This window comes from Domibacillus sp. (assembly GCF_031181085.1).
Taxonomy (GTDB): Bacteria; Bacillota; Bacilli; order Bacillales; family Domibacillaceae; genus Domibacillus.
Genome location: NZ_JAPSLE010000005.1, coordinates 118,797 through 144,155, shown reverse-complemented (window position 1 = coordinate 144,155; position 25,359 = coordinate 118,797). Strand labels below are relative to the sequence as shown.

Below are 25,359 nucleotides of genomic sequence, written 5' to 3'. Positions count from 1 at the left end.
TCAACACTTGTTTCATTTTAAAATAAATTGTTTCATTTTAAAATAAATTATTTGTTATACCGCTCGATTTTTGACTTAAAACAAAAACGCCCTGCGCGAACAGCAGGACGTTCTGTTCGCTCAACGGCTGAATGTATAGCTTAGTTCTTTTACTTCTTGATGTGTGTCATCATAAAATTGAACGGAAATCGCCGATTTGCTTACATCGACAATAGCATATGTTTTTTCACGGCGTCCTCTTGGCAGGGAAATGCTTCCCGGGTTCAAATACAAAACACCGTCTTCCATTTCAGCACCCGGGGTATGAGAATGACCGAAAAAAACAAAATCGGCTCCGGTTTCTTTTGCCTTCATAGCTAAGTTCGTTAACGTCATCTTGATATTGTAGCGATGGCCGTGTGTCACAAATACACGGCAGTCTTCTACACTTTCTAAGATGTCGTTTGGGAACTTGTCCTCATCATCGCAATTGCCGCGGACAATCGTATAGCCGACGACTTCCGGGTCTGTTGCCCTCATTTCGGAATCTCCGCAATGAATCATCACCGAAACTTTACCTGCATAGCGCTGCTTTAAATCCGACAAAATGCTGTTCCATCCATGGTTATCACTTACGACAAGCATCTTCATTCCGGTTCACCTGCCAATTCCGGCAGCTGTGCCCGTAATGACTGAAGGGCATTTGCACGGTGGCTGATTCGGTTTTTTTCTTCCGGATCAAGCTGTGCCATTGTCACATTGTACCCTTCCGGAATAAACAATGGATCATACCCGAACCCATGCTGGCCCGCTTCTTCAAAACCAATGATTCCTTCACAGCGCCCTTCTGCATAAATCGGGTCACGCCCATCCGGAAACGCTACAGCGAGCACACACATAAAACGGCCGGTCCGGTCTTCTCTCGGTACGTCTTTCATTTCGGCCAGTACTTTGTCATTGTTCGCCTGATCGTTTTTTTCTTCTCCGGCATACCGTGCTGAATACACGCCCGGACGTCCATCAAGCGCATCAATGATCAAGCCTGAATCGTCAGCAATCGCCGGCCGGCCTGTTGACCGGGCGGCAAAATCAGCTTTTAAAAAGGCATTTTCCGCAAAGGTTTTGCCTGTTTCCTCTACATCCGGAAGATCGGGATAATCAAGCAGTGTTTTCACCGTGATGCCGACAGGCTCAAACATGCGAATAAATTCCTTTGCTTTACCAGCATTACGTGTAGCCACGATGACTTCATTCATTGACTGACTTCCTTTCGTAGATTAACTCTGCTGCAACGCCAAGCGCCTCTGCTTGAATATCAAATAACGTTTCCAGGCCGCTTTGTGCTGCTTGAAGCATTTCTTGAAGCTCGTTCATAGAGAAAGTGGCTTCCTCTCCTGTTCCCTGCACTTCAACAAATTGTCCGGTCCCTGTCATGACGACATTCATATCTACTTCTGCAGTGCTGTCTTCTTCATAATTTAAATCTACAACAACTCCGTGCTCCTTGACAATGCCGACACTTGTGGCCGCAAGAAAATCCGTAATCGGATAAACGGAAAAATCCTTTTCGATCGCCAAATCATGCAGAGCCAGGGTCATGGCTACGAATGCGCCTGTAATGGCTGCAGTCCGGGTTCCGCCGTCTGCCTGAATCACATCGCAGTCGATCCAGATAGTGCGCTCTCCAATGACATCAAGGTCTACGACTGCGCGCAGCGCCCGGCCGATCAGCCGCTGAATCTCCATCGTCCGTCCGGTTACTTTTCCTTTTGTTGATTCCCTCATGTTGCGCTGGCCGGTCGCGCGCGGAATCATCGCGTATTCTGCCGTAACCCAGCCTTTTCCGCTCCCTCTCATAAAAGGCGGAACCCGGTCTTCAATCGTCGCGGTGCAAATTACTTTTGTATTTCCAACTGAAATCAGCACGGACCCTTCCGGATGTGTTAAAAAGCTGGTTTGAATGTCAACCGGCCGAAGTTCTTTTTCTGTCCGTCCATCTGTGCGCATATACATTCCTCCGTTTTTTCCTGCTTCCGCTGTCCATTTTCCAAAAATTATACGCGTCTGTCAAATATTCATTCGGCAGATGGAAGACTTTCTTCATTTACAAATAAAGGAGTCGTCAAGGAAGCCGGCAGAGGGGCCCCTGTTTCCATTTTCACCTCTGGGTGGCCTTCCACTTCAACCCCTATACTTTCAATTTGGGCGGTAGCAGCCAGCGTCAGTGATAACGGCTTTAGCAGACTGCTTGAAACAAGAGCTTCTCCGTTGTTTTCCAAAATGGCCTCGTTAAACTGAAGAACAGCCCGTCCATCTTCTACTTCTGGTTCTTTTGTCAGCTTTGCATCAGCCGGCCAGCTTGTCATAAGCCCGCTGCCTGCTGCAGGTCCCTTCGCAAGCTCTTTTACAGAAGCAGCAATAAGGTCTGTTTCATCCTCTGAAATGCGGCGGGTAACCGGCACTAAATAAGGTCCCTGTTCATTTTGTCCGGTAAAATACACGGTAATCGGTTTTGTTGCTCCAGGATCGGTATAGCCCGCTTTTAAGTTGATGCCATCTTCCCGCTTCATGCCTCCGGCTGCAATCGGCAGTCCTGCTTTCGGCATGGACTCCAGTGTTTCGCCGTTAAATTTAATTTGAACGCGATCTGCCTGGCCCATTCCAGTAACCGTCCACGTAATGGCTGCTGCGACAAGTTCCTCTTCCTCTGCCGGATAATTGGCAAAAGCGCCTCCCACACTTACGATGGCCGTTTTCCCATCGAGCTCGACATCTTGAATAACGGTTCCTTCAGGCAATGGAGAACGGAAGCCGGCTGGAATGTTCCCTTCCGCCAGCGCGATAAGCGCAGCTTGCTCTTCCTGCCCGTTCCCTTCGACTGCCGCTATTTGGGGAACAAGAAGTCCATTTTCGTCCACAACATACAATTCTGCCATCACTTTTTCTTCTGCTGCGACCGGCTTGTCTCCCTCTTCTTCGGTATACACCACTTTCACCGGCAGTCCTTCCTCTGGTTCCGCTGAACAGCCTGAAAGTATAAGCAGCAACAGCAAGCCACATTTTTTCTGCACTTAAACCGCCCCTTTCATTTGCATTCATACAAATATATGCAGACAAATGAAAAAAAGCCGGCATTTATGCCAGCTGAATTTTTTTCGTATTTAATGGAACATCCCCAAGCCAGTCTGCTGCAATCGCGTTAAAAGCCCGGACACTTCCGGTTGTAAAAAAACGGTGATCCGCCTGTTCGCTATCTGAAAGCATCTCATTAAACTCTAAAATCGCACTGACTTCACGGGCGGTTTCATCACCAGAACTAATGACTGACACCTCTTCCCCCATAAAATCCGCAATAATCGGTTCCAAGAGAGGATAGTGTGTGCAGCCAAGTATAACCGTATCAGACGGCGTTTCTTTTAGCGGTTCAAGCGTATGGGCCACCACCTGCTTGGCCCGCTCACTGCGATATTTTCCACTTTCAACAAGCGGGACAAACCCCGGGCAGGCAAGAGCATATACTTCTGCTCCCGGATCAATAGCAGCAATAGCTTTTTCATAAGCTTTGCTTTTCACCGTGCCGGCGGTTCCAAGCACAGCAATACGACGGTTCTTGGTTTGTTTAATAGCCGCGCGGGAGCCTGGCTGAATAACACCGACAACCGGAATAGGAAGCTGGCGTTTGATTTCATCTAACACAACGGCGGTAGCCGTGTTGCAGGCAATCACCAGCATTTTCATATCATACCGCTCTAAAAAACGGGTCATTTCCCAAGTAAACTGCCGTACCTCTCCGGGCAGCCGCGGGCCGTACGGACAGCGCGCTGTATCCCCTATATAATAAATGGTTTCTTTAGGCAGCTGGCGCATCATTTCTTTTGCAACCGTCAGCCCGCCGACACCTGAATCAATTACTCCAATTGGTCTGTTCAACACCGACGCCTCATTCCACTTTCATTTCAATGTGCATTTTACTTAAAAGGGCATTTAATTGCGCTGTTTCTTCCTCCGAAAAGTTATCCAGCACATCCTCCACATATTGGCGGCGCCTTTTAATAACTTCTTTAATAATTTTTTCGCCTTCTTCTAGAAGATGAATCCGGACAATGCGCCGGTCTTTTGTGTCCCGGACGCGCGCAACAAGGGAGGCTTTTTCCATTCGGTTAATTAAATCCGTTGTCGTGCTGCATGCCAAAAACATTCTTGAAGAAAGATCGCCAATAGTTGTATCCCCTTTTTCATATAATGAATGCAAGGCAATAAATTGTGGCGGCGTAATCATATAATCATTTAAAATTTCACGGCCTTTTTGCTTGATAATGCTGTCAATATGACGCAGGTTCCGTTCAATATCGGCGACCGCTTCTCCCGAACTGCTTCGTGTGAGAGACATGTTTTTGCACCCTTTCATATGTAAAACAATATGCCATTCTTCTTTTATTTTCGCTTTTTTTCAAACAAAATGCAAGCAAGGGAAAAGCCGCGCCCTTCTCGGCACGGCTTTAGCTTTATAACGTAAGCTCCCCGATCCGAAGCAATTCTACAATGGCTTGCGCCCGTCCTTTGACGCCCAGCTTTTGAATGCCATTTGAAATATGGTTCCGGACCGTTTTTTCACTGATTCCCAATTCTTCTGCAATGTCGTGTGTAGATTTTCCGTCAACCAGTCTCTTGAATACGTCTTTTTCGCGCTTCGTCAAAATCAGAGCTGCCACAAACAACGTCACCCTTTCAAAGAGCAGCCTGTGTCGGTTAGCCGCCACTACCCTTATCATATGCGCGCTATACGTAATTGGTTTTACATAAGAAGCTCTTTTGTATTATCGGTAAAAGAAACAGACCGGCCATAGATTTTATCAAGGGCATCGTCACGTTACTTTTTCGCCATAAAAACCACCGGGAAAGTGACAAGGGAAGCTGTTTAAACTTACATTTTAGTTCATTACGATAGAACACCTTTCCCTATAGTCACTTATAAATCAGCTTTTACAGCTGTAATGAGGTCTACGATTGTTTTTTTAGAGCCGCCCGCCCGCAAAAAGCAAACGAGACCTTTTCCAGAACATATAAACACGGCTGTATGACGAAGACATGCCCATTCTTTCAAAGCCTCACATACGCAGCTGCTTTCATTCACCGACAACGGTCATGGTATCTTTCCATACAAAAAAACCTCCAGCATAAGCTGGAGGTTTTCTATTAATCTACTGCGTGGTCGCTTCCGAAGAAATTACGGAACGACTGGAATGTAGCTTCACGGTTTAACGCAGCGATCGATGTCGTTAACGGAATGCCTTTCGGGCAGGACTGAACACAGTTTTGTGAGTTACCGCAGTTGGCAAGTCCTCCGTCTCCCATAATCGTTTCGAGGCGCTCATCACGGTTCATGGCACCTGTTGGGTGCGCATTAAACAAACGAACCTGCGATAATGGCTGCGGACCGATAAAGTTTGATTTGCTGTTTACATTCGGACAAGCTTCCAAGCATACACCGCATGTCATACATTTAGACAGTTCATATGCCCATTGGCGCTTCCGTTCCGGCATACGCGGTCCAGGTCCTAAATCGTAGGTTCCATCAATTGGCACCCACGCTTTAACACGCTTCAATGAATCAAACATACGGCTGCGGTCTACCTGGAGGTCACGTACAACTGGGAACGTATTCATTGGAGCCAGGCGAATCGGCTGTTCCAATTGGTCAACGAGAGCTGTACAAGACTGGCGCGGCTTGCCATTGATATTCATAGAGCAGGCACCGCATACTTCCTCAAGACAGTTCATGTCCCAGGTAATCGGTGTTGTTTTTTCACCTTTTTTATTTACCGGATTACGACGGATTTCCATTAGGGCGGAAATCACGTTCATATTCGGACGGTAGGGTATTTCGAACTCTTCCTCATACGGAGTAGAATCAGCGGCATCTTGACGTGTGATGAGAAATCGAACTGTTTTTTGCTCACTCATTATTTCTCCTCCTTCTTCTTCGAGTAGTCCCGTTTACGAGGCGGAATGAGCGATACATCGATGTCTTCGTAATGGAAAGAAGGCGCCGTGTTTTCACCTGTGAACGTGGCCATCGTTGTTTTCATAAATTCTTCGTCATTACGGTCCGGGAAGTCCGGCTTGTAGTGTGCTCCGCGGCTTTCGTTCCGGTTCAAAGCACCAATCGTCATGACGCGTGCTAAATGAAGCATGTTTTTCAACTGGCGGGTAAACATCGCACCCTGATTGCTCCACTTGGCTGTATCGTTAATGTCGATGTTTTTATAGCGTTCCATCAACTCAACAATTTTATCGTCTGTCTGCTGCAACTTATCATTATATCGAACAACGGTCACATTAGCAGTCATCCATTCGCCCAATTCCTTGTGAAGAACATAGGCATTTTCAGATCCTTTGTTTAAGGACATGACATCGTTCCATTTTGCCTGCTCCTGCTTCACATGATTGTCGAAAACAGACGAAGAAACGGCCTCGGCACTTTTCTCTAGTCCGTTAATGTACCGTACTGCGTTTGGTCCTGCTACCATACCGCCATAAATAGCGGAAAGGAGAGAATTCGCCCCAAGACGGTTTGCACCGTGCTGTGAATAGTCACACTCACCAGCTGCAAAAAGACCTGGAATATTGGTCTGCTGGTCATAATCAACCCATAGTCCGCCCATAGAGTAATGAACAGCAGGGAAGATTTTCATCGGTACTTTACGCGGATCATCACCCATGAACTTTTCATAGATTTCAATAATTCCGCCCAGCTTGATGTCTAGTTCGTGTGGATCTTTATGGGACAGATCCAAATATACCATGTTTTCACCATTGATACCTAGTTTTTGGTTTACACAAACGTCAAAAATTTCACGTGTTGCAATGTCCCGCGGTACCAGGTTTCCGTAAGCCGGATACTTCTCTTCGAGGAAGTACCAAGGCTTTCCATCTTTATATGTCCAAACACGTCCACCCTCACCACGCGCCGATTCACTCATTAGGCGAAGTTTGTCATCCCCTGGAATCGCTGTTGGGTGAATTTGAATGAACTCGCCATTTGCGTAATGAACGCCCTGCTGATACACAATTGATGCAGCCGAGCCTGTGTTGATAATCGAGTTTGTAGACTTACCAAAGATAATACCAGGGCCGCCTGTTGCCATAATAACCGCATCTGCTGGAAACGATTGAATTTCCATCGTTGCCAGGTTTTGCCCAACAATCCCGCGGCAAATTCCTTCGTCATCAACTACGGCACCGAGAAATTCCCAGCCTTCATATTTTGTCACAAGACCTGCTACTTCAAAGCGGCGCACCTGCTCATCCAGCGCATACAGCAGCTGCTGGCCTGTAGTGGCACCTGCAAAAGCAGTACGGTGATGCTGTGTGCCTCCGAAACGGCGGAAATCAAGAAGACCTTCTGGTGTCCGGTTAAACATAACGCCCATACGGTCAAGCAAATGAATAATACCCGGTGCCGCTTCTGCCATCGCTTTTACCGGCGGCTGATTCGCTAAGAAATCGCCTCCATAAATGGTGTCATCAAAATGTACCCACGGAGAATCGCCTTCCCCTTTTGTATTAACTGCTCCATTAATGCCGCCCTGCGCACAAACGGAATGAGAACGCTTTACCGGAACGAGCGAAAATAACTCGACAGGCGTACCTGACTCTGCTGCTTTAATCGTAGCCATCAAACCGGCCAAACCGCCGCCGACTACGATAACTTTACCTTTACTCATTGTGAGGTCCACTCCCTTTTCAGTCCTGCCTTCTATCTATCTGACAAAACTCCATTCATTGCCGGGTTTTATACAAACGCAAAGATAGCGCTTAATCCGACATACGATAAAGCTAAAAATACAAGCAATGTTGCGTATGTAACAATGCGTTGTGAACGTGGCGATACTGCGATTCCCCAGCTCACGCAAAACGACCATAAACCATTTGCAAAATGGAAAATTGCTGAAAGCACTCCAACTATGTAAAAAACGAGCATAAATGGATTATCTAAAATATTCTCCATCATCTGAAAATTCACTTCTGCACCAAGCGCAGCTTGAACCCGTGTTTCCCATACGTGCCATGCAACAAAGATCAGTGTAATCACGCCTGTCCAGCGCTGCAGCACAAACATCCAGTTGCGGAAGTACCCAAAGCGTCCAGGATTGTTTTTCGCAGTGAACGCAATGTAAAGCCCATAAATCGCGTGGAACAAAAGTGGCAGGAAGATCACTAACGTTTCAAGCACAAGCACAAAAGGTAAACTTCCCATAAAGCCTGCCGCCTGGTTAAACGCTTCTTCCCCTTTCGTCGCAAAATGATTTACGACTAAATGCTGCGTCATAAAAAGCCCGACTGGAATGACACCGAGCAATGAGTGCAGCCTGCGGTAAAAAAACTCTCGATTGTCAGCCACCATTTTCCCCCCTTAAATTTGAAGCATCCGACAAATATTTTGTTTATTCGCACATTGCTTCATCTAGTAATCTTACGATGTGACAAATTCATTTTACTCCCATAAATTAAGAGCGTCAAGGTAAGGTGGGGACATTTTTGTCCGGCTTTTCATGCGGAATATGCTTTTTTTGAGACGGTCAATTGTATATAATAACGAGAGAGAAAGCGAGGAATTCACTTTGACTATTGAAAACGAAGAACAGGGACTCGTTGAAGCACCAAAAGCGTCCGTTTCTGTCTTTGGCTATGAACTGATACGGGATGTTTTACTTGGCGATCTGCTCGGAAATGACGCGGCTGAAATCTTATATTGGGGCGGAAAAATGCTGGCGCGGCGCTTTCCTTGTGCAAATACAGAAGAATTGACAGCTTTTTTCAAAGAAGCCGGCTGGGGTACAATTGAACTTGTAAAAGAAACGAGAAAAGAATGGGTCTACCGCTTATCTGGAAGTTTAGTTGAACGGCGGTTTACCGTGCAGGCAAATCCTGCTTTTACACTTGAAAGCGGCTTTATTGCGGAACAGGCAGCAGCCCGTTTTGAGTCGAACGCTGAAGCAATTTGTCAATTACATAAGAAAAATAAGCATGTCGAAATTACGGTAAAATGGGAATAGACCGCTCGCTGAGCGGTCTATTCTTCATTTAAGGCTGCCATAACGGCTTCGGCTGTTTTGGCTGGAATCCCAGCCGCCATGATTTCTTCTTTTGAGGCTTCTTTTAGTTTTTTAAGAGAGCCAAATGCTTTCAACAGCTGCCTTTTCCGCTGCGGCCCCACGCCCTCTATGTCATCTAAAATAGATTGGAAAGCACCTTTGCCCCGGATTTGCCGATGGAAGGTAATCGCAAACCGGTGCACTTCATCCTGAATACGCTGAAGTAAATAAAATGCCTGGCTGTTGTGCGCAAGCGGCACAATTTGTAGCGGGCTTCCATAAAGAAGCTGAGAGGTGCGGTGACGCTCGTCTTTTGCGAGGCCGGCGACCGGGATATCAAGCCCAAGCTCATCTAGCAATACATCGCGCGCTGCTTCTATCTGCCCTTTTCCGCCATCGATAATAATTAAATCAGGCAGCGGCAGGCTTTCTCGCAGCACACGCGTGTAACGGCGCCGCACTACTTCCCGCATAGAGCCGTAATCATCAGGCCCTTTTACGGTTTTAATTTTATATTTTCGATATTCTTTTTTTTCGGGCTTCCCATCAATAAAAACAATCATCGCGGATACCGGAGCTGTTCCCTGGATGTTTGAGTTATCAAATGCTTCAATTCGACGGGGAACATGAATATTCATGACTTCGCCAAGCTGCTCAGCCGCTTTGATTGTTCTTTCTTCGTCCCGGTCTATTAGCGCAAATTTTTCTTTTAAAGCCGCTTTTGCGTTGTTGCCTGCAAGCTCCACCAATTCCTTTTTCTTGCCCCGCTGGGGCTTTGTAACCGGCACACCGATCAGCTGGCCGGCAAGATCTGCATCAACAGCGTCTGGAAGAAGAATCTCCTTCGGCTTAAAATGCTCCGGCGCCTCATAAAAGCGGCCAAGAAATGTTAAAAATTCTTCTTCAGGCTCACTATAAATAGGAAAAGTGGACACATCCCGTTCAATTAAGCGTCCCTGACGCACAAAAAACACCTGCACACACATCCAGCCTTTATCGACTGTATAGCCAAAAACATCACGATCCGTAAGGTCGGCCATGTTGATTTTTTGCTTTTCCATCAGGGTGTCGATATGAGAAATTTGATCACGATATTCTTTTGCGCGTTCAAATTCAAGCTTTTCCGCTGCTTCTTCCATTTTTGCGGTTAAGGCTTTTTTCACTTCTTGATGGCCGCCATTTAAAAAGCGGGTAATTTCCGCTGCCATTTCTTTATACGTATCAGCTGGAACTTCTTTTACACAAGGAGCGAGACACTGCCCCATATGGTAATACAGACAAACGCGGTCAGGCAGCGTTGAGCATTTGCGAAGCGGATACAAGCGGTCCAGGAGCTTTTTTGTTTCCGATGCAGCATACGCATTCGGGTACGGGCCAAAGTACTTCCCTTTGTCTTTTTTTACCTTCCTCGTGATAATGAGGCGTGGATGCCGCTCTGCAGTCAGCTTAATAAACGGGTAACTTTTGTCGTCCTTAAGCATGATATTATACTTTGGATCGTATTTTTTAATTAAGTTCAGCTCTAAAATAAGTGCTTCAAGATCCGAAGAGGTAATAATATATTCAAAGTCTACAATTTCACTGACCAGTCTCGTTGTTTTCGCATCATGCGAGCCGGTAAAATAGGAACGGACCCGGTTCTTCAGCACTTTTGCTTTTCCCACATAAATCACTGTCCCGTGCCGGTCCTTCATTAAATAGCATCCAGATTCATCCGGCAGGAGAGCCAGTTTATGCTGGATCAGTTCATTCATCTTTTTCACTCCTTTTATAATAAAAAAGCATACGGCGGACGAGCCAGGCAGCATTCTTTACCGGAAGGCTGGCTGCCTGGCAGGAAAACGAAGGAGCTTTTTAAGGAAATAACGTAAAAAAAACGCCCCGTCAATGCGGGACGCCTTTTCTTTCTTTACGCGTTGCGGTTGATTAGTTCTTCAAGCGCTTCTTTTGGCTGGAATCCAATCACTTTATCGACCGGCTGGCCGTCTTTGAACAAGATCAGTGTCGGGATACTCATTACGCCGTACTCGCCAGCAGTTTGTTGGTTTTCATCAACGTCAATTTTGACGATTTTTACTTTGTCGCTCATTTCAGAATCTAATTCTTCAAGAACAGGCGCAATCATTTTGCACGGTCCGCACCAAGGTGCCCAGAAATCCGCGAGAACAAGTCCGCTTCCTGTTTCAGTCGAGAAGTTTGCATCAGTCGCTTTTACAATTGCCATGTATAAATACCTCCTAAAGTTTCTGTACGGAAAGTATATCACCGTTTTTTGGGGTTAGCTATTATTTTGCTTACCCTAAGTAAAAGAGCCCCAAACTCAGGGGCTCACCGCCTTTATTTTTTTCAGCTCTTCCGTCAGCATCGGGACTACCTCAAATAAGTCACCGACAATTCCGTAATCCGCCACCTTAAAAATCTCTGCATCCGGGTCTTTATTGACCGCTACAATCACTTTTGAATTGGACATTCCGGCCAAATGCTGAATGGCTCCGGAAATGCCACAGGCAATGTATAAATCAGGGGTTACCACCTTGCCCGTCTGTCCAATTTGCAGAGAATAGTCACAATAGCCGGCATCACAGGCTCCCCTTGAAGCACCAACCGCTCCGCCCAGAATATCTGCCAGCTCCTGCAGCGGCCGGAAGCCTTCCGCGCTTTTTACCCCTCGTCCGCCGGCTACAATCACTTTTGCTTCTGAAAGATCCACACTTCCTGCTGATTTTCGAACGACCTCCTCGATCACAACGCGGATATCTTTAACCGGAAAAGAAAGAGGGGAAACATCTCCGGAACGCGTCCGATCCCTTGGGCATGGCTCAAAGTTATTCGGCCGGATGGCCGCCAGCAAAAGGCCTTCAGGAACGGTTACTTTTTGAAAAGCCTTGCCCGCATAAATAGGTCTTGTAAATACAAACTCCCCGCTCCTTACTTCGAGAGCCGTCACATCCGAAACGAGCCCTGCATCCAGCTGTGCAGCGATTTTGGGAGCTAAATCCTTGCCGAGCGCTGTATGCCCGAAGAAAATGCCATCTGGCTGCTCCTGCTCAACAGCCGCAATCATCGCGCTGGCAAATCCGTCTGATGTGTAGTGACCGAGCTTTTCATCTTCTGCTGTCCGCACCCGGTTTGCACCATATTGAATCATTTCTTCAGCAAGAGCACCGGCCTCTTTACCAATCAGAACACCGACCACTTCCCCGCCCTCTGCAGCGGCTTTTGCAGCGGCAATGGTTTCAAAAGAAACGCGGCGGATCTGTCCTTCTCTTATTTCCCCTACTGCCATGATTTTCTTTGGCATAATAACCCCTCCCTAGAAATCAAATGACATGTGCTTCAGAGCGGAGCAATGTGACCAGCTCACTGACCTGTCCGGCTAAATCTCCCTGCAGAATGCGTCCGGTTGTTTTTTGGGGCGGCATAAATACTTCAACGGTTTTTGTTTTGGGCGCTGCATCGTCTTCCCCCAGTTGAAGGTCGTCGAGCTCGCATTCTTCAAGCGGCTTTTTTTTCGCTTTCATAATGCCAGGCAAAGAAGGATAACGGGGCTCGTTTAACCCCTGCTGACAGGTTACAAGAAGCGGCAGTGTTGTTTTTACTTTTTCGGTATCACCTTCTACATCCCGGGTGATCAAAACTTCTCTTCCGTTTATTTCTATTTTTATAATGGTCGACACGCAGACTATGCCGAGACTCTCTGCTACACGTGGTCCGACCTGGCCGCTTCCTCCGTCAATCGTGACGTTTCCTGCCAAAATAAGATCTGCTTTTTTGTTTTTTAAATACTCGGTCAAAACCCGGGCTGTGGTAAAGGCATCCCCATCCTCGACCTCTTCTTCTATATTGATAAGCACGGCTTTGTCTGCACCCATGGCGAGAGCTGTTCGAAGCTGTTTTTGGGCTTCGTCTGTGCCGACAGTTATAACGGTTACTTCTCCGCCATGCGCATCCCGGATTTTGATGGCTTCTTCAATTGCATATTCATCATATGGATTAATAATAAATTCGGCTCCGTCTTCTTGAATACTTCCGTCTGAAATAAAGATTTTTTCTTCTGTATCAAATGTTCTTTTCATTAAAACATATAAGTTCATTTGATTTCCTCCTTCTGTTCAGACAATTAACGGCCGGAAAAACCATTTAACAGCATCCTGGTTACTTCTTCCGCTGAAGCAGCCAGGCTATACTTTTGATCATTCATCACCCAGGTAGTGACCATTTCATCGAGAGTTCCGAATACCATTTGCCGGGACAGGCGTATATTTAAGGCCGCGTTGAACTCGCCGTTTTGGACCCCCTTTTGTAAAATTTGTTCGATCAGCTGCAAGTATGATTTTAACACTTCGTTGATTTTCAAACGCAGCTCCTTGTTGGACTGGCGCAGTTCTAACTGGGTTACAACCGCCAGATGGGGGTCTTCTGCAAGAAGCCCGAAGTGGTTTTGGACAAGCAGTTCCAGCTGCTCAGCTGCTGTTTGCTTCGTTTCAATAATTTCACTTGTTTTTTGGATAAATGTCCCCATTTTTTCCTGGAACAATGAAATTAAAATATCTTCTTTGTTTTTAAAGTATAAATAGATAGTTCCATCCGCGACACCGGCCTGCCGGGCTATTTTCGATACTTGTGCTTGATGGTAGCCGTTCTCTGCAATAGCGACAACGGCGGCATCGATGATTTGATGGTATTTTGGTTTGTTTCGCTGCATGAAGCAAGCCGCCTCCTGTGAAATCAGTAATGAATGACCATTCATTCATGAATTTATCTTATTCTTATTCTTTGATTTCGTCAAGCAGGCAGCCCCTTCAGCTTGTTTAGTCCGTTTTTTGCTTTTCTTCTTCAATGAGCACGCGGCGTAAAATTTTACCGACAGCTGTTTTCGGCAACTCGTCACGGAATTCATAAATACGGGGCACTTTAAAAGCGGCTAAATGTGCCCGGCAGTATTTATCGAGCTCTTCTGCAGCTGTATGCCGTCCTTCTTTCAAGACGATAAAAGCTTTGACTGTTTCACCGCGATATGGATCCGGAACACCCACCACCACGGCCTCTTGGACGTTTTCGTGCTCATACAGTACTTCTTCTACTTCGCGCGGATATATATTAAATCCTCCTGCGATAATCATGTCTTTTTTTCGATCGACTACATAAAAGAAGCCGTCTTCATCCATATAGCCAATGTCTCCCGTTAACAGCCAGCCGTCTTGAAAACACTGTTCCGTTTCTTCCGGCCGGTTCCAATATCCTTTCATCACCTGCGGGCCGCGGACAGCAATTTCTCCATGTTCTCCCGGCTGATCCACCGGCTTGCCGGTTTGCAGTGATAAAATCACTGCTTCTGTATCCGGCCATGGAACGCCGACACTTCCTTTTACACGCTTTTCCCAAATAAAATTAGCGTGGGTAACGGGAGAGGTTTCTGTTAACCCATATCCTTCAACAAGCTTTCCGCCTGTGGCCCGCTCAAACTTTTCCTGCACCTCAATCGGCAGCGGCGCTGAACCGCTGATACATGAATCAATAGAAGATAAATCGTACTTTTGTAAGCGTGGAGCGTTAAGCAGACCAATGTAAATCGTCGGTGCCCCCGGAAAAATAGTCGGCTTTTGCTTATGAATCGTTTTTAAGGTTGTTTTCACATCAAACTTCGGCAGCAGTACCATTTTATATCCTTGCATAACGCCTAAAATCATCACAGTTGTCATGCCGTATACATGGAAAAAAGGAATGACGCCTAAAATCACTTCCCCGCCAGGGCGGTATTTGTACATCCATGCGCCGCACATCGAAGCGTTTGCCACAAGATTTTGGTGAGTTAGGACCACACCCTTTGGAAAGCCCGTCGTACCTCCTGTGTACTGCAAAACAGCCAGATCGTTTTCAATATCCACTTCCATGGCTTCTTCTTTTGCTTCGATCTCTTCCATGATAGATGTGAAAAAGTGATTGTTATAACGGTTTTCTATACTTACCGAGATGCCAGTTTGCTTTTTTTGAATGAAGGGATAAAGGACGTTTTTTGGAAAGGGCAGATAGTCTTTGATAGCGGTTACAATCAAGTGCTGCACGTTTGTATGGTGAATGATTTTTTGAACGCGTGGATAAAGAAGATCGAGGACAATCATCACTTTGGCACCACAATCTTTTAACTGATACTCAATTTCCCGTTCTTTGTAAAGCGGATTGAACTGGACAACAACTGCCCCTGTGTACAAAATAGCGTAAAAGCTGATCATAGCCTGCGGCGTATTGGGAAGCATAATACCGATACGATCGCCTTTTTGAATACCGAGTTTTTTTAAATAGGAGGCAAGTTTTAGTGCGGATTCATGAAGCTCTTTATAGGATAATTCTTTCCCGAGAAAATGAATAGCCGTTTTGTCGGGATACTTCGCAGCGGCTTTCGTTAGAAACGATGACAGCGGCTCCTTCGGGTAATCGAGCGCAGCGGGAATTTCCTTCGGATAATGAATCAGCCACGGTTTTTCGGACATCTTCATCTGCCCCTTTGCAAAAAGAATAGGTGCTGCCTTCAGTATAATGAACAGAAATTCATTTTACAAGAGAAGAAAAAGCAGCTCTTGAGCCGCTTTTTCTTTCCGCCATAAGCGGTTTTATTTCTTTTTTATTTTATGAGTTCATCACCATATAAATGATGCCAACAATCAAAAAAGCTGCACAGCAGGCCATCAAGATCTTTGCTAATGTTTCCATGTTTGTGCTCCTCTTTTCTTTACAAAAGCGCAGCGCCAATCATGTATGAGAGGCCTGCAGAAATGATAAATGAAATAAAGCCGACAGCCCGGTTATCACGCTGGATTTCTTTGTCTACGTTAAAACTCGGCGTCAGAAACTCAAACATAAAATAGCCGGCCAATAGCAGGATAAAGCCGAAAATGCCCCACCCCGCCATGGTTAAAACAGAATCATTATGCAAAATAGAGTGGTGAAAAACGTTGGCAATACCGAAGATTTTGCCTCCAGTTGCCATGGCTACTGCCATATTGCCTTTTTTAATTTCTTCCCAATTCCGATAGGATGTGACCAGTTCAAATATAGCCAGGCAGATAATAATACAGATGGTTGCAATGCTGTAATAGCCCGCCATCTGCACATATTGGTTTTCCCAAAAACCTGTCATAACCCGGCCCCCTCTTATTTCAGCTCAGCGATTGTGACACCCAGTCCGCCTTCGCCCGCTCCGCCAAATCGTATATTTTTGACCATCCGGTGTTTTGTCAGGTAACTGCGTACCCCTTTCATAAGCGCACCCGTTCCTTTTCCGTGGATAATCGACACTTGATGATACCCCGCTAAAAGCGCGTCATCCAGGTACTTTTCCACTCGCTTCAGTGCATCTTCATATCGCTCACCGCGTAAATCCAGTTCAGAGGAAACGTGAAAATCTTTGCCCCGGATCGTCGCAATTGGTTTTGGTTCTTTCTTTTTCTCGGATTTAATGAATTCCATATCCGATTGGGCTACCTTCATTTTGATGATCCCCATCTGAACGATCCATTCATCGCCGGCGGCTTTTTCAATGATGCTGCCTTTTTGGCCGAAGCTGATCACTTTGACTTCATCGCCTGGTTTCCACTGGCGTTTCGCTGGTTCAATAGCCGGCTTTTTCGTTTTGCGTTCCGGCACCGCGCCTTCCAGCCTTTTACGTGCTTCGATCAGCTCGTGCTCTTTTACATTCGCTCCGCCTGCCAGGCGAAGTGCGCGAAGCTCTTTCATCACTTCTTCTGCTTCTGCACGTGCTTTTTCTACAATCTCGGCTGCTTCCGCACGCGCTTTTTCTTCCATTTTTTCTTTCTGCTCGTGATAAGCAATCACTTCTTTTTGCAGGTCACGATGAAGTTTTTCTGTGTCACGCAAATAAGCACGTGTTTCCTGTTCATGCTGTTCAGCTTTGCGGCGGCTCTCATCAAGCGCTGCAATCATATTATCCACTTCGTGCGAATCGGCGCTGATTAAATTCCGGGCATTTTCGATAAGCGCAGGATCAAGCCCAATCCGCTTCGAAATTTCAAATGCGTTGCTTCGTCCCGGAATGCCAATCAGCAAGCGGTATGTCGGGCTTAATGTTTCCACATTAAATTCCACACTTGCGTTAATGACTCTATCACGGTTATATCCGTAGGCTTTTAGCTCTGGATAATGCGTTGTTGCGATTACCCGTGCCCCTCGGCTGATCACTTCATCTAAAATCGAAATCGCCAGAGCGGATCCTTCCTGCGGGTCCGTTCCTGATCCAAGCTCATCGAATAGGACAAGGCTTTCATGGTCAATTTCTTTGAGCATGGCGGCGATATTAACCATATGAGAAGAAAAGGTACTTAAGTTTTGTTCAATCGACTGCTCGTCACCGATATCGGCAAACACGGATTGGAAAACCGCTGTTTCGGATCCGTCTTTAGCAGGGATAAACAACCCGGACTGCGCCATCAGCACAGAAAGACCCGTTGTCTTTAGCGTAACGGTTTTACCACCGGTATTCGGACCCGTGATCACAATCGCGGTATATTCGCGGCCGATCTCAATGTCACTTGCTACCGCTTCATCCGCAGGCAAAAGCGGATGCCGCGCGCCAATATAATGAATGTAGCCTTCCTCATTTAAAAGAGGCTTTGTGGCATTCATCGAGCGGGCAAACTTTCCTTTTGTAAAAATAAAATCAATTTCAGACAGCATCTTTGTCATGGTGAAAAGACCCGGTGCGTGCTCAGCCGTTTGGGCGGTCAGCTCCTGCAGAATCTTTTCCACTTCATACTGCTCTTTTACGGTCAGCTCTCGCAGTTCATTGTTTAAGCTGACAACCGATGCCGGTTCAATAAACAGGGTTTGTCCAGAAGACGACTGGTCATGTACGATACCGCCATAGTGGGAACGGTATTCCTGCTTTACCGGAATAACATAGCGGTCGTTTCGAATAGTCACAATGGCATCCGACAGCATTTTTTGTGCACTTTGCCCGCGTGTCAGGCTTTCAAGCTTGGCCCGGATACGCGATTCCGCCGAACGCATGCCGTGACGAATATGCCGCAGGCTGTCACTTGCTGAATCAAGGACGCGGCCATTTTCGTCGACTGTATGTTTAATTTTATGTTCAAGGTCTGTTAAAACCGGAATCACGGCTGTTTTTTCCGGTAAAATACGCAGGGTCACCTGTCCTTCTGAACGCACATCTTCAATAAAATTACGGATGTGGCGGCTTGCAGCGATTGTGCTGGCAATCCGCACTAGTTCTGTACCACTGAGTACGCCGCCGATTTGCGCGCGTTTGGCATGCGGACGGATATCATAAATGCCGTCAAGCGGGACATTTCCTTTAATGCGAATCACAGCGGCTGCTTCTTCTGTTTCATCGAGCCACTGCTGTACCTCTTCCGGGTTCAGTGAAGGCTTTAATTCTTCCGCAAACGAACGGCCGACTTCGGAAGAAGCATGTTCGGCCAGTTTGGCAATAATTTTATCAAATTCAAGTGTGGCAAGCACTTTTTTATTCAACGTGTTTCGACTCCTTTAAAAGCTACAAGCGGCGGATAAATGACATCAGTTCCGCTTTTGGCCATGTATTCACGACCGTTTCCGGCCGCAGCCACCCTTTTCGGCCAGCGCTCGCGCCAGTTTCCATAAATTGTAGATGCTCGATGGCATGGGCATCTGTATTGATCATAATTTTCACGCCGGCTTCCTGAGCCGCCCTTAAGTGCTCAGCAGACAAATCGAGCCGATGCGGATTTGCATTTAATTCAAGCGCTGTGTTCGTTTGGGCCGCAAGACGAATTAATTCTTCCATATCGACTGAATAGCCGTCGCGCCGGCCGATAATCCGTCCGGTCGGGTGAGCAATCAGTTTCACGTATGGATTGTGCAGAGCTGTTTTCAATCGCTCCATAATCTGCTCCTGCGTCTGTGAAAAGCTTGAATGAATCGATGCAATCACAAAATCAAGCTGTTTTAATACGTCGTCCTCATAGTCAAGTGTTCCATCAGGCAAAATATCCATTTCAATGCCAGAGAGGATTTCGATATCGCTGTATTTAGCGTTCCACTCTTTAATTTCTTCGTTTTGTCGGAGCAGCCTGTCAACAGACAAGCCATTTGCTACTTTTAAATATTGGGAATGGTCTGTAATTGCCATGTATTCATATCCGCGTGCCCGGCATGCTTCAATCATTTCTTCAATGGAAAATGCCCCATCCGACCAGGCAGTGTGCATATGCAGATCGCCTTTAATATCAGACAGCTCGATTAATGTGCCTTCTTTATATTTATCCGTTTCTGTTCCGTCCTCGCGTATTTCCGGCGGAAAGTATGGCAGCCCAAGGTGATGATAAAGCGACGCTTCACTGTCGAATGTCTTGACGCTGCCGTCCGGCTGCTCAATGCCGTATTCGCTTACTTTCTCATCCCGTTCTTTTGCAATTTGACGAATCTTCACGTTATGGTCTTTAGAACCGGTAAAGTGATGGAGTGCACTCGCAAACTGGTCCGGTGTGACGATGCGGAAGTCAATGGATAGATCAAATTCCCCTCCAATGACCACTGATACCTTTGTCGGCCCGGCAGCAATCACTTCTTTAATGTCCGGCATGGCTAAAAGATGTTCTTTTACCCGTTCCGGCTGTTCGGTCGCAACGATAAAGTCAAGATCTTTGACTGTTTCGCGGAGGCGCCGCAAGCTGCCTGCACGTGAAAAGCGGCTGATTTCCTCAAAACTGTCGAGATAAGCTTCAATCCCTTCCGCAACGGGCATAACATACATAATTGGCAGCCGTTCAGGCTGCGTTCCCGCTTTTGCTACCGCCGCCAAAATCTTTTCTTCTGTTTTAGCGCCAAACCCGGCAAGCTGCTGGACACGATGTTCTTCACAAGCTGCTTTCAGCTCAGTCATATTGGTGATGCCCAGTTCCTTGTACAGCTTGGCAATTTTTTTGCCGCCGAGCCCTGGCAGTCCAAGCAGTGCCACAAGCCCTTCCGGCACCTCGCTGGAGAGCTCGGTCAGAACAGTAGATTTGCCTGTTTCCATGTACTCGGTAATCACAGCAGCCGTTCCTTTACCGATACCGGACAGCTTCGTTACATCATCAATTTCCGACAAACTTCGGTCATCATGCTCAAGTGCCGCAGCCGCTTTTCGAAACGCGGATATTTTAAAAGGATTGTCCCCTTTCAGCTCCATATAAACAGCGATTTTTTCAAGCAATCGAATGATATCTTTTTTATTTACCATACAGGTCACCTGCTTTTCTTTTATAGTAGCAGAAAAAAACTTCTCTACCAAATAGGAGAGAAGTTTTTCAGCCATTCACCGCATTGCGGCTTTTCATACGGCTCATTTCCATTTTCATTTGTTCCAATTCTTCTTCCATTTTTAAATAATCATTCACCATATTAACAGCCGTCAGCACCGCAATTTTCTGCGTATCGAGCGAGGCATTGCGGCTGCCGATTTCACGCATTTTATCATCAACCATTTCCGTTACACGGCGAATATGGTATTCTGATTCAGTTCCGATAATCGTGTACTGATAACCGTAAATGTCAACTGTTAGGCGAGTCTTTTGTCGATCTGACAAATGCAAGGCCCCCATTTCTGTTGCAATTCTGTTATATATCATACCATGAGTCATTTACCGTGAAAAGGAAGAAAGTCTGGAGGCGTGTCGAATTGAGTCATACTGTCCTTATTGTAAACGAAGCTACACTGCAAAAAATGAAAGATCATTATGGAATACCAGCCAAACTTCCCGCTGGCGCTGTTTTTGCAGCAAAGGTGGACGGCTGTTCTGTGACAGGCTACCGGTCAGGAAAAGTGCTGTTTCAAGGAAAGCAGGCTCAAACAGAGTCTGCCAAATGGGAAGGTCAGGCAGCCGCCCCAACACCGAAGAAGGTATCTCCGCCAAGCGGCCAGCTGCCTGCTGGGTTTGCGAGTATGTCGGTGGCTGGAAGCGATGAAGTCGGCACAGGTGATTATTTTGGGCCGATTACGGTTGTGGCCGCCTACGTTGAAGCGGACCGGATTCCGGAGCTTGCCGCGCTTGGTGTACGGGACTCCAAAGATATGAAAGATCCTGAGATTGTATCAGTGGCCAAAAAACTGCTCCGGACGATTCCATACAGTCTGCTCGTTTTACGCAATGAAAAATACAATGATTTACAGGAAAGCGGCATGTCGCAGGGAAAAATAAAAGCCATTTTGCATAATCAGGCGCTTGGCAAGCTGCAGGATAAAATGGCACCCGAAAAACCAGAAGCGGTGCTGGTGGACCAATTCGCCGAAAAATCCATTTATTACCGGCACTTAAAAGGACAAAAACGGATTATAGAGGAAAATGTCTTTTTCAGTACAAAAGGGGAAAGCATTCATTTAGCGGTTGCAGCGGCTTCGATTCTAGCGCGTTATGCATTCCTGAAAGAAATGGAGACACTGTCCGAAAAAGCAGGCTTCACCATTCCCAAGGGGGCCGGTCCAAAGGTGGATGAAGCGGCCGCTCGCCTCATTCGAACATATGATGAAAGCGTGCTGCGCCATTTTACCAAGCTTCATTTTGCCAATACGGAAAAAGCAAGACGGATCGTGCGGGGGTTATAATGGTTTATGCCTGCAGAGCCGGAATATAAAAAGCAGGGCCGGATTCCTTTAAAATCCGGCCTGCCACTTGAAAATTACCGCTTAAACAAATGGATTCCGGCCTAAAAAGTACATTTTTTATCAAAAAAGCAGTCCCGCTATACGAGGGACTGCTTTTCTTCTTTTATGCGCGCAAATCAGCGTTTGCTTTTTCTTTCAATGCCGTAAGCACTTTTTCGTGTACAGCTGTGACTTCTTCATCTGTCAGTGTTTTTTCGGGATTCATATACGTCAGGGCAAAGGCAACTGATTTCTTGCCTGCCTCCATCCGGTCTCCTTCATACACATCGAACACGTGAACATTCGTTAAAAGCGCTCCGCCTGCTTCTTTAATGACAGCCTCCAGCGAACCCGCTTCCGTTGCACTATCTACAACCAGCGCAATATCACGGCTGATCGATGGGAAGCGCGGAATTGGCGTATAAGCAAGTGCTGAACGATCTGTATTCAATAGAACATCAAGCTTCAACTCAAACAAATACGCTTCTTTTATATCTGCTTCTTTTGCGAGCGACGGATGAAGCTGTCCGATGACTCCGACCGGCTGCTCATCAAGTAAAACAGCAGCTGTCCGGCCCGGGTGGAAGCCTTCCGGCGCAGCTTTTTGGAAAGAAAGACGGTCTGTTAAGCCAAGACGGTCAGCGATTCCTTCGATTACGCCTTTAAGGGCAAAGAAATCAACGGCTGTTTTTTCTCCCTGCCACAGATGCTCCTGCCATAAGCCTGTAACGATACCCGCGAGCCGTTCTTCTTCTTTCGGCTGCACGTTTTCACCTTCATTTAAGTAAACAGAGCCTGTTTCATAAAGAGCGACAGAACCCATTTGACGGGCGTTGTTGTAAGCAGCCGCTTCGATTAAATGCGGCAGCAGGCTTTCACGCAAGTACGCACGCTCTTCACTCATCGGCATCGCAAGTGCGACCGGCTCGCGTACTTCAAGCGCAAACTGGGCAGCCCGCTTTTGGGACGTTAAAGAATACGTAACAGCCTGGTTAAATCCGGCTCCTTCCAAATAACGGCGCACCGTACGGCGGCCAAGCTGGTACGGTGATAAAGCACCCGGCAGCGCTTCTCCTTCCGGCAGCGTAAGCGGGATGTGATCATAACCGTAAAGGCGGGCCACTTCTTCTGTTAAATCTTCTGGAATGGTAATATCCGCGCGGCGCGTTGGAACCGTTACAGTAATCGTGTCTCCATTTGTTTCTGTTTCGAATTTCAAACGGCTGAAGATCTCTTCCACGTTTTCCATTGTTAAGCTTGTGCCAAGGCGGGTATTTAGACGGTCAAGTGTAATCGATACTTGTTTTGGCTCAGGTGCATATTCGCCAGCCACAACCGATCCCGACAAAACTGTGCCTTCTGCCAATTCTGCCATCAGCTCTGCTGCGCGGTCACATGCGGCCTGCACGCGGGCTGGATCTACCCCTTTTTCAAAGCGGGCACTCGCTTCTGAACGAAGACCATGTGCTTTAGATGCTGCACGGACCGTTTGGCCATTAAAATAAGCAGACTCAATGAGTACATTTACCGTTTGCTCTGTTACTTCTGAATTTGCACCGCCCATTACGCCGGCAAGGGCGATTGGCTTCTGGCCGTTTGTAATCACAAGCTGATCAGCCGATAATGTCCGTTCTACGTCATCAAGCGTGGTGAATGTTTCACCTTCCTCGGCATGGCGGACCACAATTTCTCCGGTTTCAACCCGGTTAAGGTCAAAGGCATGAAGCGGCTGTCCGTATTCCATCAGGACATAGTTCGTAATATCAACCACGTTATTGTGCGGGCGGATTCCTGCATTCATAAGCAGTGTCTGCATCCATAGCGGTGACGGACCAATTTTTACGTTTTTCACTACTCGTGCAATATAAAGCGGATTATCTTCAGGCGCGTCGATTTGAATGCGAACAGCGTCTGATGCTTTTTCATCCGCTTCAGCCGGCTTTGGCTCCGGCAGTTTCACGTCACGGCCCAGGATGGCCGCTACTTCATAAGCTACTCCGATCATGCTGAGTGCATCTGAACGGTTTGGTGTCAGAGACAGCTCTAAAATGGCGTCGTCACGATTCAAGGCAGCGAGCGCATCCTCTCCTGGTGTAACGTCATTTGGAAAATTAAAAATACCTTCCGCGTATTCTTTCGGATTTAAGCGGCTTTCAATACCAAGTTCGGACAGCGAGCAGATCATGCCGTTTGATTCTTCGCCGCGCAGCTTGGCACGCTTAATTTTAAAGTTGCCAGGCAAAACCGCACCTGTTCGGGCTACAGCTACAAATTGGCCTGCATCTACATTTTTGGCTCCGCAAATAATTTGCACGGGCTCTTCCTCGCCTACATCCACAAGGCACTTGCTTAATTTGTCAGCATTCGGGTGCTGTTCACGTGATTGCACATACCCGACTACGATGCCTTTCATCTCAGAAGCAGGCATTTCAACGCCTTCCACTTCAATACCGGCGCGTGTGATTTTTTCCGCCAGTTCTTCCGGGGTTTGATCGGCAATGTCCACGTACTGAGACAGCCATTTATATGAAACAAACATGGGTTAATTCCTCCTTATTCGTGTACAGAAAATTGCTTTAAGAAACGAAGATCATTTGTGTAGAAATGGCGAATATCATCAATGCCGTACTTCAGCATGGCAATGCGCTCCTGCCCCATGCCGAATGCGAAACCGGAATAAACATTTGAATCAAATCCGGCCATTTCAAGCACGTTTGGATGCACCATGCCGGCACCCAGAACTTCAATCCAGCCGGTACCTTTACAAATTGAGCAGCCCTTGCCGCCGCACATACAGCTCACATCTACTTCAACAGACGGTTCAGTGAATGGGAAGAAACTTGGACGAAGGCGGATTTCGCGCTCTGCACCAAACATTTTCTTCGCAAACACATCCAGCGTGCCTTTTAAGTCGCTCATGCGGATGTTTTCACCCACCACAAGCCCTTCAATTTGGTTGAATTGGTGGGAGTGCGTCGCGTCATCACTATCACGGCGGTATACTTTACCCGGGCAAATAATTTTAACCGGCCCTTTGCCTTCATGCTGAAGCATCGTTCGTACTTGTACGGGTGAGGTATGTGTACGCATTAAAAGCTCCGGTGTAATGTAAAATGTATCCTGCATATCACGCGCCGGATGGCCTTTTGGCAGGTTGAGCGCTTCGAAGTTATAGTAGTCCTGTTCCACTTCGGGCCCTTCAGCCACTGTATAGCCCATGCCAATAAATAAGTCTTCAATTTCTTCTGTAATACGTGTAAGCGGATGATGTCCGCCAAGTTTGACCGGGCGGCCCGGCAGGGTTACATCAACGGATTCTTCTGCCAGCTGCTTTTGAATAGCTTCGGACTCTAATGAGGCCTGCTTCGATTCAATCGCTTTTGTGATGGCTTCACGCACAACATTGACAAGCGCCCCCATTTTCGGGCGTTCTTCTGCAGACAGCTTGCCCATGCCTTTTAGCACTTCTGTAACAGGTCCTTTTTTGCCAAGGTACGCAACGCGTACATCATTCAGTTCTTTTAAATCCTGTGCGGCTGCCGCTTTCTTAATCGCTTCTTCCTGCAGCACTTTTAACTGTTCTTCCACGTTTTTTCCTCCTTTTTGGCAACAAAAAAAGCCCCGTTCCCGGAAAGGGACGAGGCT

Annotated in this window: 24 protein-coding genes and 1 other annotated feature (1 of these 25 cut by a window edge); of the genes, 2 read left to right on the top strand and 22 right to left on the bottom strand. The window is 46.9% G+C overall.

Annotated elements, in window-relative coordinates:
- Window positions 1-120: 120 nt before the first annotated feature.
- From RIN81_RS09605 to RIN81_RS09560, 10 genes are all read right to left on the bottom strand, one after another.
- A complete protein-coding gene (locus tag RIN81_RS09605; RefSeq protein WP_309089613.1) occupies window positions 121-630 on the bottom strand; it encodes a metallophosphoesterase in 510 nt (169 codons plus the stop codon).
- The gene (locus tag RIN81_RS09600; RefSeq protein WP_242233306.1) at window positions 627-1,235 is read right to left on the bottom strand and encodes an XTP/dITP diphosphatase; all 609 of its coding nucleotides are present in this window, start codon (window positions 1,233-1,235) and stop codon (window positions 627-629) included. The genes RIN81_RS09605 and RIN81_RS09600 overlap by 4 nt, the downstream gene beginning before the upstream one ends.
- Window positions 1,228-1,986: a ribonuclease PH gene (gene rph, locus RIN81_RS09595; protein ID WP_309089611.1), complete on the bottom strand. Its 759-nt coding sequence runs from the start codon at window positions 1,984-1,986 to the stop codon at window positions 1,228-1,230. Before rph ends, RIN81_RS09600 begins: the two co-directional genes overlap by 8 nt.
- A gap of 68 nt (window positions 1,987-2,054) precedes the next feature.
- Complete coding sequence (locus RIN81_RS09590; RefSeq protein ID WP_309089609.1) at window positions 2,055-3,050, bottom strand: GerMN domain-containing protein; 996 nt, start codon at window positions 3,048-3,050, stop codon at window positions 2,055-2,057.
- Between the two features lie 64 nt (window positions 3,051-3,114).
- Window positions 3,115-3,909: a glutamate racemase gene (racE, locus tag RIN81_RS09585; RefSeq protein ID WP_285878401.1), complete on the bottom strand. Its 795-nt coding sequence runs from the start codon at window positions 3,907-3,909 to the stop codon at window positions 3,115-3,117.
- A 10-nt stretch (window positions 3,910-3,919) separates the two neighbouring features.
- The gene (locus RIN81_RS09580) at window positions 3,920-4,369 is read right to left on the bottom strand and encodes a MarR family winged helix-turn-helix transcriptional regulator (protein ID WP_242233303.1); all 450 of its coding nucleotides are present in this window, start codon (window positions 4,367-4,369) and stop codon (window positions 3,920-3,922) included.
- Window positions 4,370-4,484: 115 nt separating this feature from the next.
- Window positions 4,485-4,703 carry a helix-turn-helix domain-containing protein gene (locus RIN81_RS09575; protein ID WP_242233483.1) on the bottom strand — a complete coding sequence of 73 codons (219 nt, stop codon included), beginning with the start codon at window positions 4,701-4,703 and terminating at the stop codon, window positions 4,485-4,487.
- Between the two features lie 472 nt (window positions 4,704-5,175).
- The gene (sdhB, locus tag RIN81_RS09570; protein ID WP_251269617.1) at window positions 5,176-5,943 is read right to left on the bottom strand and encodes a succinate dehydrogenase iron-sulfur subunit; all 768 of its coding nucleotides are present in this window, start codon (window positions 5,941-5,943) and stop codon (window positions 5,176-5,178) included.
- Window positions 5,943-7,706 carry a succinate dehydrogenase flavoprotein subunit gene (sdhA, locus tag RIN81_RS09565; RefSeq protein WP_242233301.1) on the bottom strand — a complete coding sequence of 588 codons (1,764 nt, stop codon included), beginning with the start codon at window positions 7,704-7,706 and terminating at the stop codon, window positions 5,943-5,945. Before sdhA ends, sdhB begins: the two co-directional genes overlap by 1 nt.
- A gap of 68 nt (window positions 7,707-7,774) precedes the next feature.
- Window positions 7,775-8,383: a succinate dehydrogenase cytochrome b558 subunit gene (locus RIN81_RS09560; RefSeq protein WP_309089606.1), complete on the bottom strand. Its 609-nt coding sequence runs from the start codon at window positions 8,381-8,383 to the stop codon at window positions 7,775-7,777.
- 220 nt (window positions 8,384-8,603) lie between these two features.
- Between RIN81_RS09560 and RIN81_RS09555 the strand changes: the two genes are divergently transcribed.
- Window positions 8,604-9,038 (top strand): YslB family protein, encoded by a 435-nt coding sequence (locus RIN81_RS09555; protein WP_309089604.1) that lies wholly within the window; start codon window positions 8,604-8,606, stop codon window positions 9,036-9,038.
- Between the two features lie 17 nt (window positions 9,039-9,055).
- On the opposite strand, the gene uvrC is transcribed toward RIN81_RS09555, so the two are convergent.
- From uvrC to zapA, 10 genes are all read right to left on the bottom strand, one after another.
- Entirely contained in the window at window positions 9,056-10,831 is a 1,776-nt protein-coding gene (gene uvrC / locus RIN81_RS09550; RefSeq protein ID WP_309089602.1) for an excinuclease ABC subunit UvrC, read from the bottom strand.
- A 155-nt stretch (window positions 10,832-10,986) separates the two neighbouring features.
- On the bottom strand, window positions 10,987-11,301 hold the full coding sequence (gene trxA, locus RIN81_RS09545) for a thioredoxin (protein ID WP_242233297.1): 315 nt from the start codon (window positions 11,299-11,301) through the stop codon (window positions 10,987-10,989).
- Window positions 11,302-11,397: 96 nt separating this feature from the next.
- Window positions 11,398-12,378, bottom strand: a complete 981-nt coding sequence (locus tag RIN81_RS09540) for an electron transfer flavoprotein subunit alpha/FixB family protein (RefSeq protein WP_309089600.1) — start codon at window positions 12,376-12,378, stop codon at window positions 11,398-11,400.
- Window positions 12,379-12,397: 19 nt separating this feature from the next.
- Window positions 12,398-13,171, bottom strand: coding sequence for an electron transfer flavoprotein subunit beta/FixA family protein (locus tag RIN81_RS09535; RefSeq protein WP_309089598.1), 774 nt, complete (start codon window positions 13,169-13,171; stop codon window positions 12,398-12,400).
- Window positions 13,172-13,197: 26 nt separating this feature from the next.
- Entirely contained in the window at window positions 13,198-13,782 is a 585-nt protein-coding gene (locus RIN81_RS09530) for a fatty acid metabolism transcriptional regulator FadR (protein ID WP_309089596.1), read from the bottom strand.
- A gap of 106 nt (window positions 13,783-13,888) precedes the next feature.
- Window positions 13,889-15,568 (bottom strand): long-chain-fatty-acid--CoA ligase, encoded by a 1,680-nt coding sequence (locus tag RIN81_RS09525; protein ID WP_309089594.1) that lies wholly within the window; start codon window positions 15,566-15,568, stop codon window positions 13,889-13,891.
- 239 nt (window positions 15,569-15,807) lie between these two features.
- Window positions 15,808-16,215, bottom strand: coding sequence for a DUF350 domain-containing protein (locus RIN81_RS09520; RefSeq protein ID WP_251269626.1), 408 nt, complete (start codon window positions 16,213-16,215; stop codon window positions 15,808-15,810).
- A 14-nt stretch (window positions 16,216-16,229) separates the two neighbouring features.
- The gene (locus RIN81_RS09515; protein ID WP_309089592.1) at window positions 16,230-18,584 is read right to left on the bottom strand and encodes an endonuclease MutS2; all 2,355 of its coding nucleotides are present in this window, start codon (window positions 18,582-18,584) and stop codon (window positions 16,230-16,232) included.
- Between the two features lie 22 nt (window positions 18,585-18,606).
- Complete coding sequence (gene polX / locus RIN81_RS09510; RefSeq protein ID WP_309089590.1) at window positions 18,607-20,313, bottom strand: DNA polymerase/3'-5' exonuclease PolX; 1,707 nt, start codon at window positions 20,311-20,313, stop codon at window positions 18,607-18,609.
- 67 nt (window positions 20,314-20,380) lie between these two features.
- Window positions 20,381-20,659 carry a cell division protein ZapA gene (gene zapA, locus RIN81_RS09505; protein WP_242233290.1) on the bottom strand — a complete coding sequence of 93 codons (279 nt, stop codon included), beginning with the start codon at window positions 20,657-20,659 and terminating at the stop codon, window positions 20,381-20,383.
- 92 nt (window positions 20,660-20,751) lie between these two features.
- Here zapA and rnhC point away from each other — a divergent pair, with 92 nt between their 5' ends.
- Window positions 20,752-21,675 (top strand): ribonuclease HIII, encoded by a 924-nt coding sequence (gene rnhC / locus RIN81_RS09500; protein WP_309089588.1) that lies wholly within the window; start codon window positions 20,752-20,754, stop codon window positions 21,673-21,675.
- Window positions 21,676-21,838: 163 nt separating this feature from the next.
- On the opposite strand, the gene pheT is transcribed toward rnhC, so the two are convergent.
- Both pheT and pheS read right to left on the bottom strand, forming a co-directional pair.
- On the bottom strand, window positions 21,839-24,253 hold the full coding sequence (pheT, locus tag RIN81_RS09495; RefSeq protein ID WP_309089585.1) for a phenylalanine--tRNA ligase subunit beta: 2,415 nt from the start codon (window positions 24,251-24,253) through the stop codon (window positions 21,839-21,841).
- 14 nt (window positions 24,254-24,267) lie between these two features.
- Window positions 24,268-25,302, bottom strand: coding sequence for a phenylalanine--tRNA ligase subunit alpha (gene pheS / locus RIN81_RS09490; protein WP_309089583.1), 1,035 nt, complete (start codon window positions 25,300-25,302; stop codon window positions 24,268-24,270).
- A gap of 42 nt (window positions 25,303-25,344) precedes the next feature.
- Window positions 25,345-25,359, bottom strand: a binding site (T-box leader) (it continues 217 nt past the right edge of the window).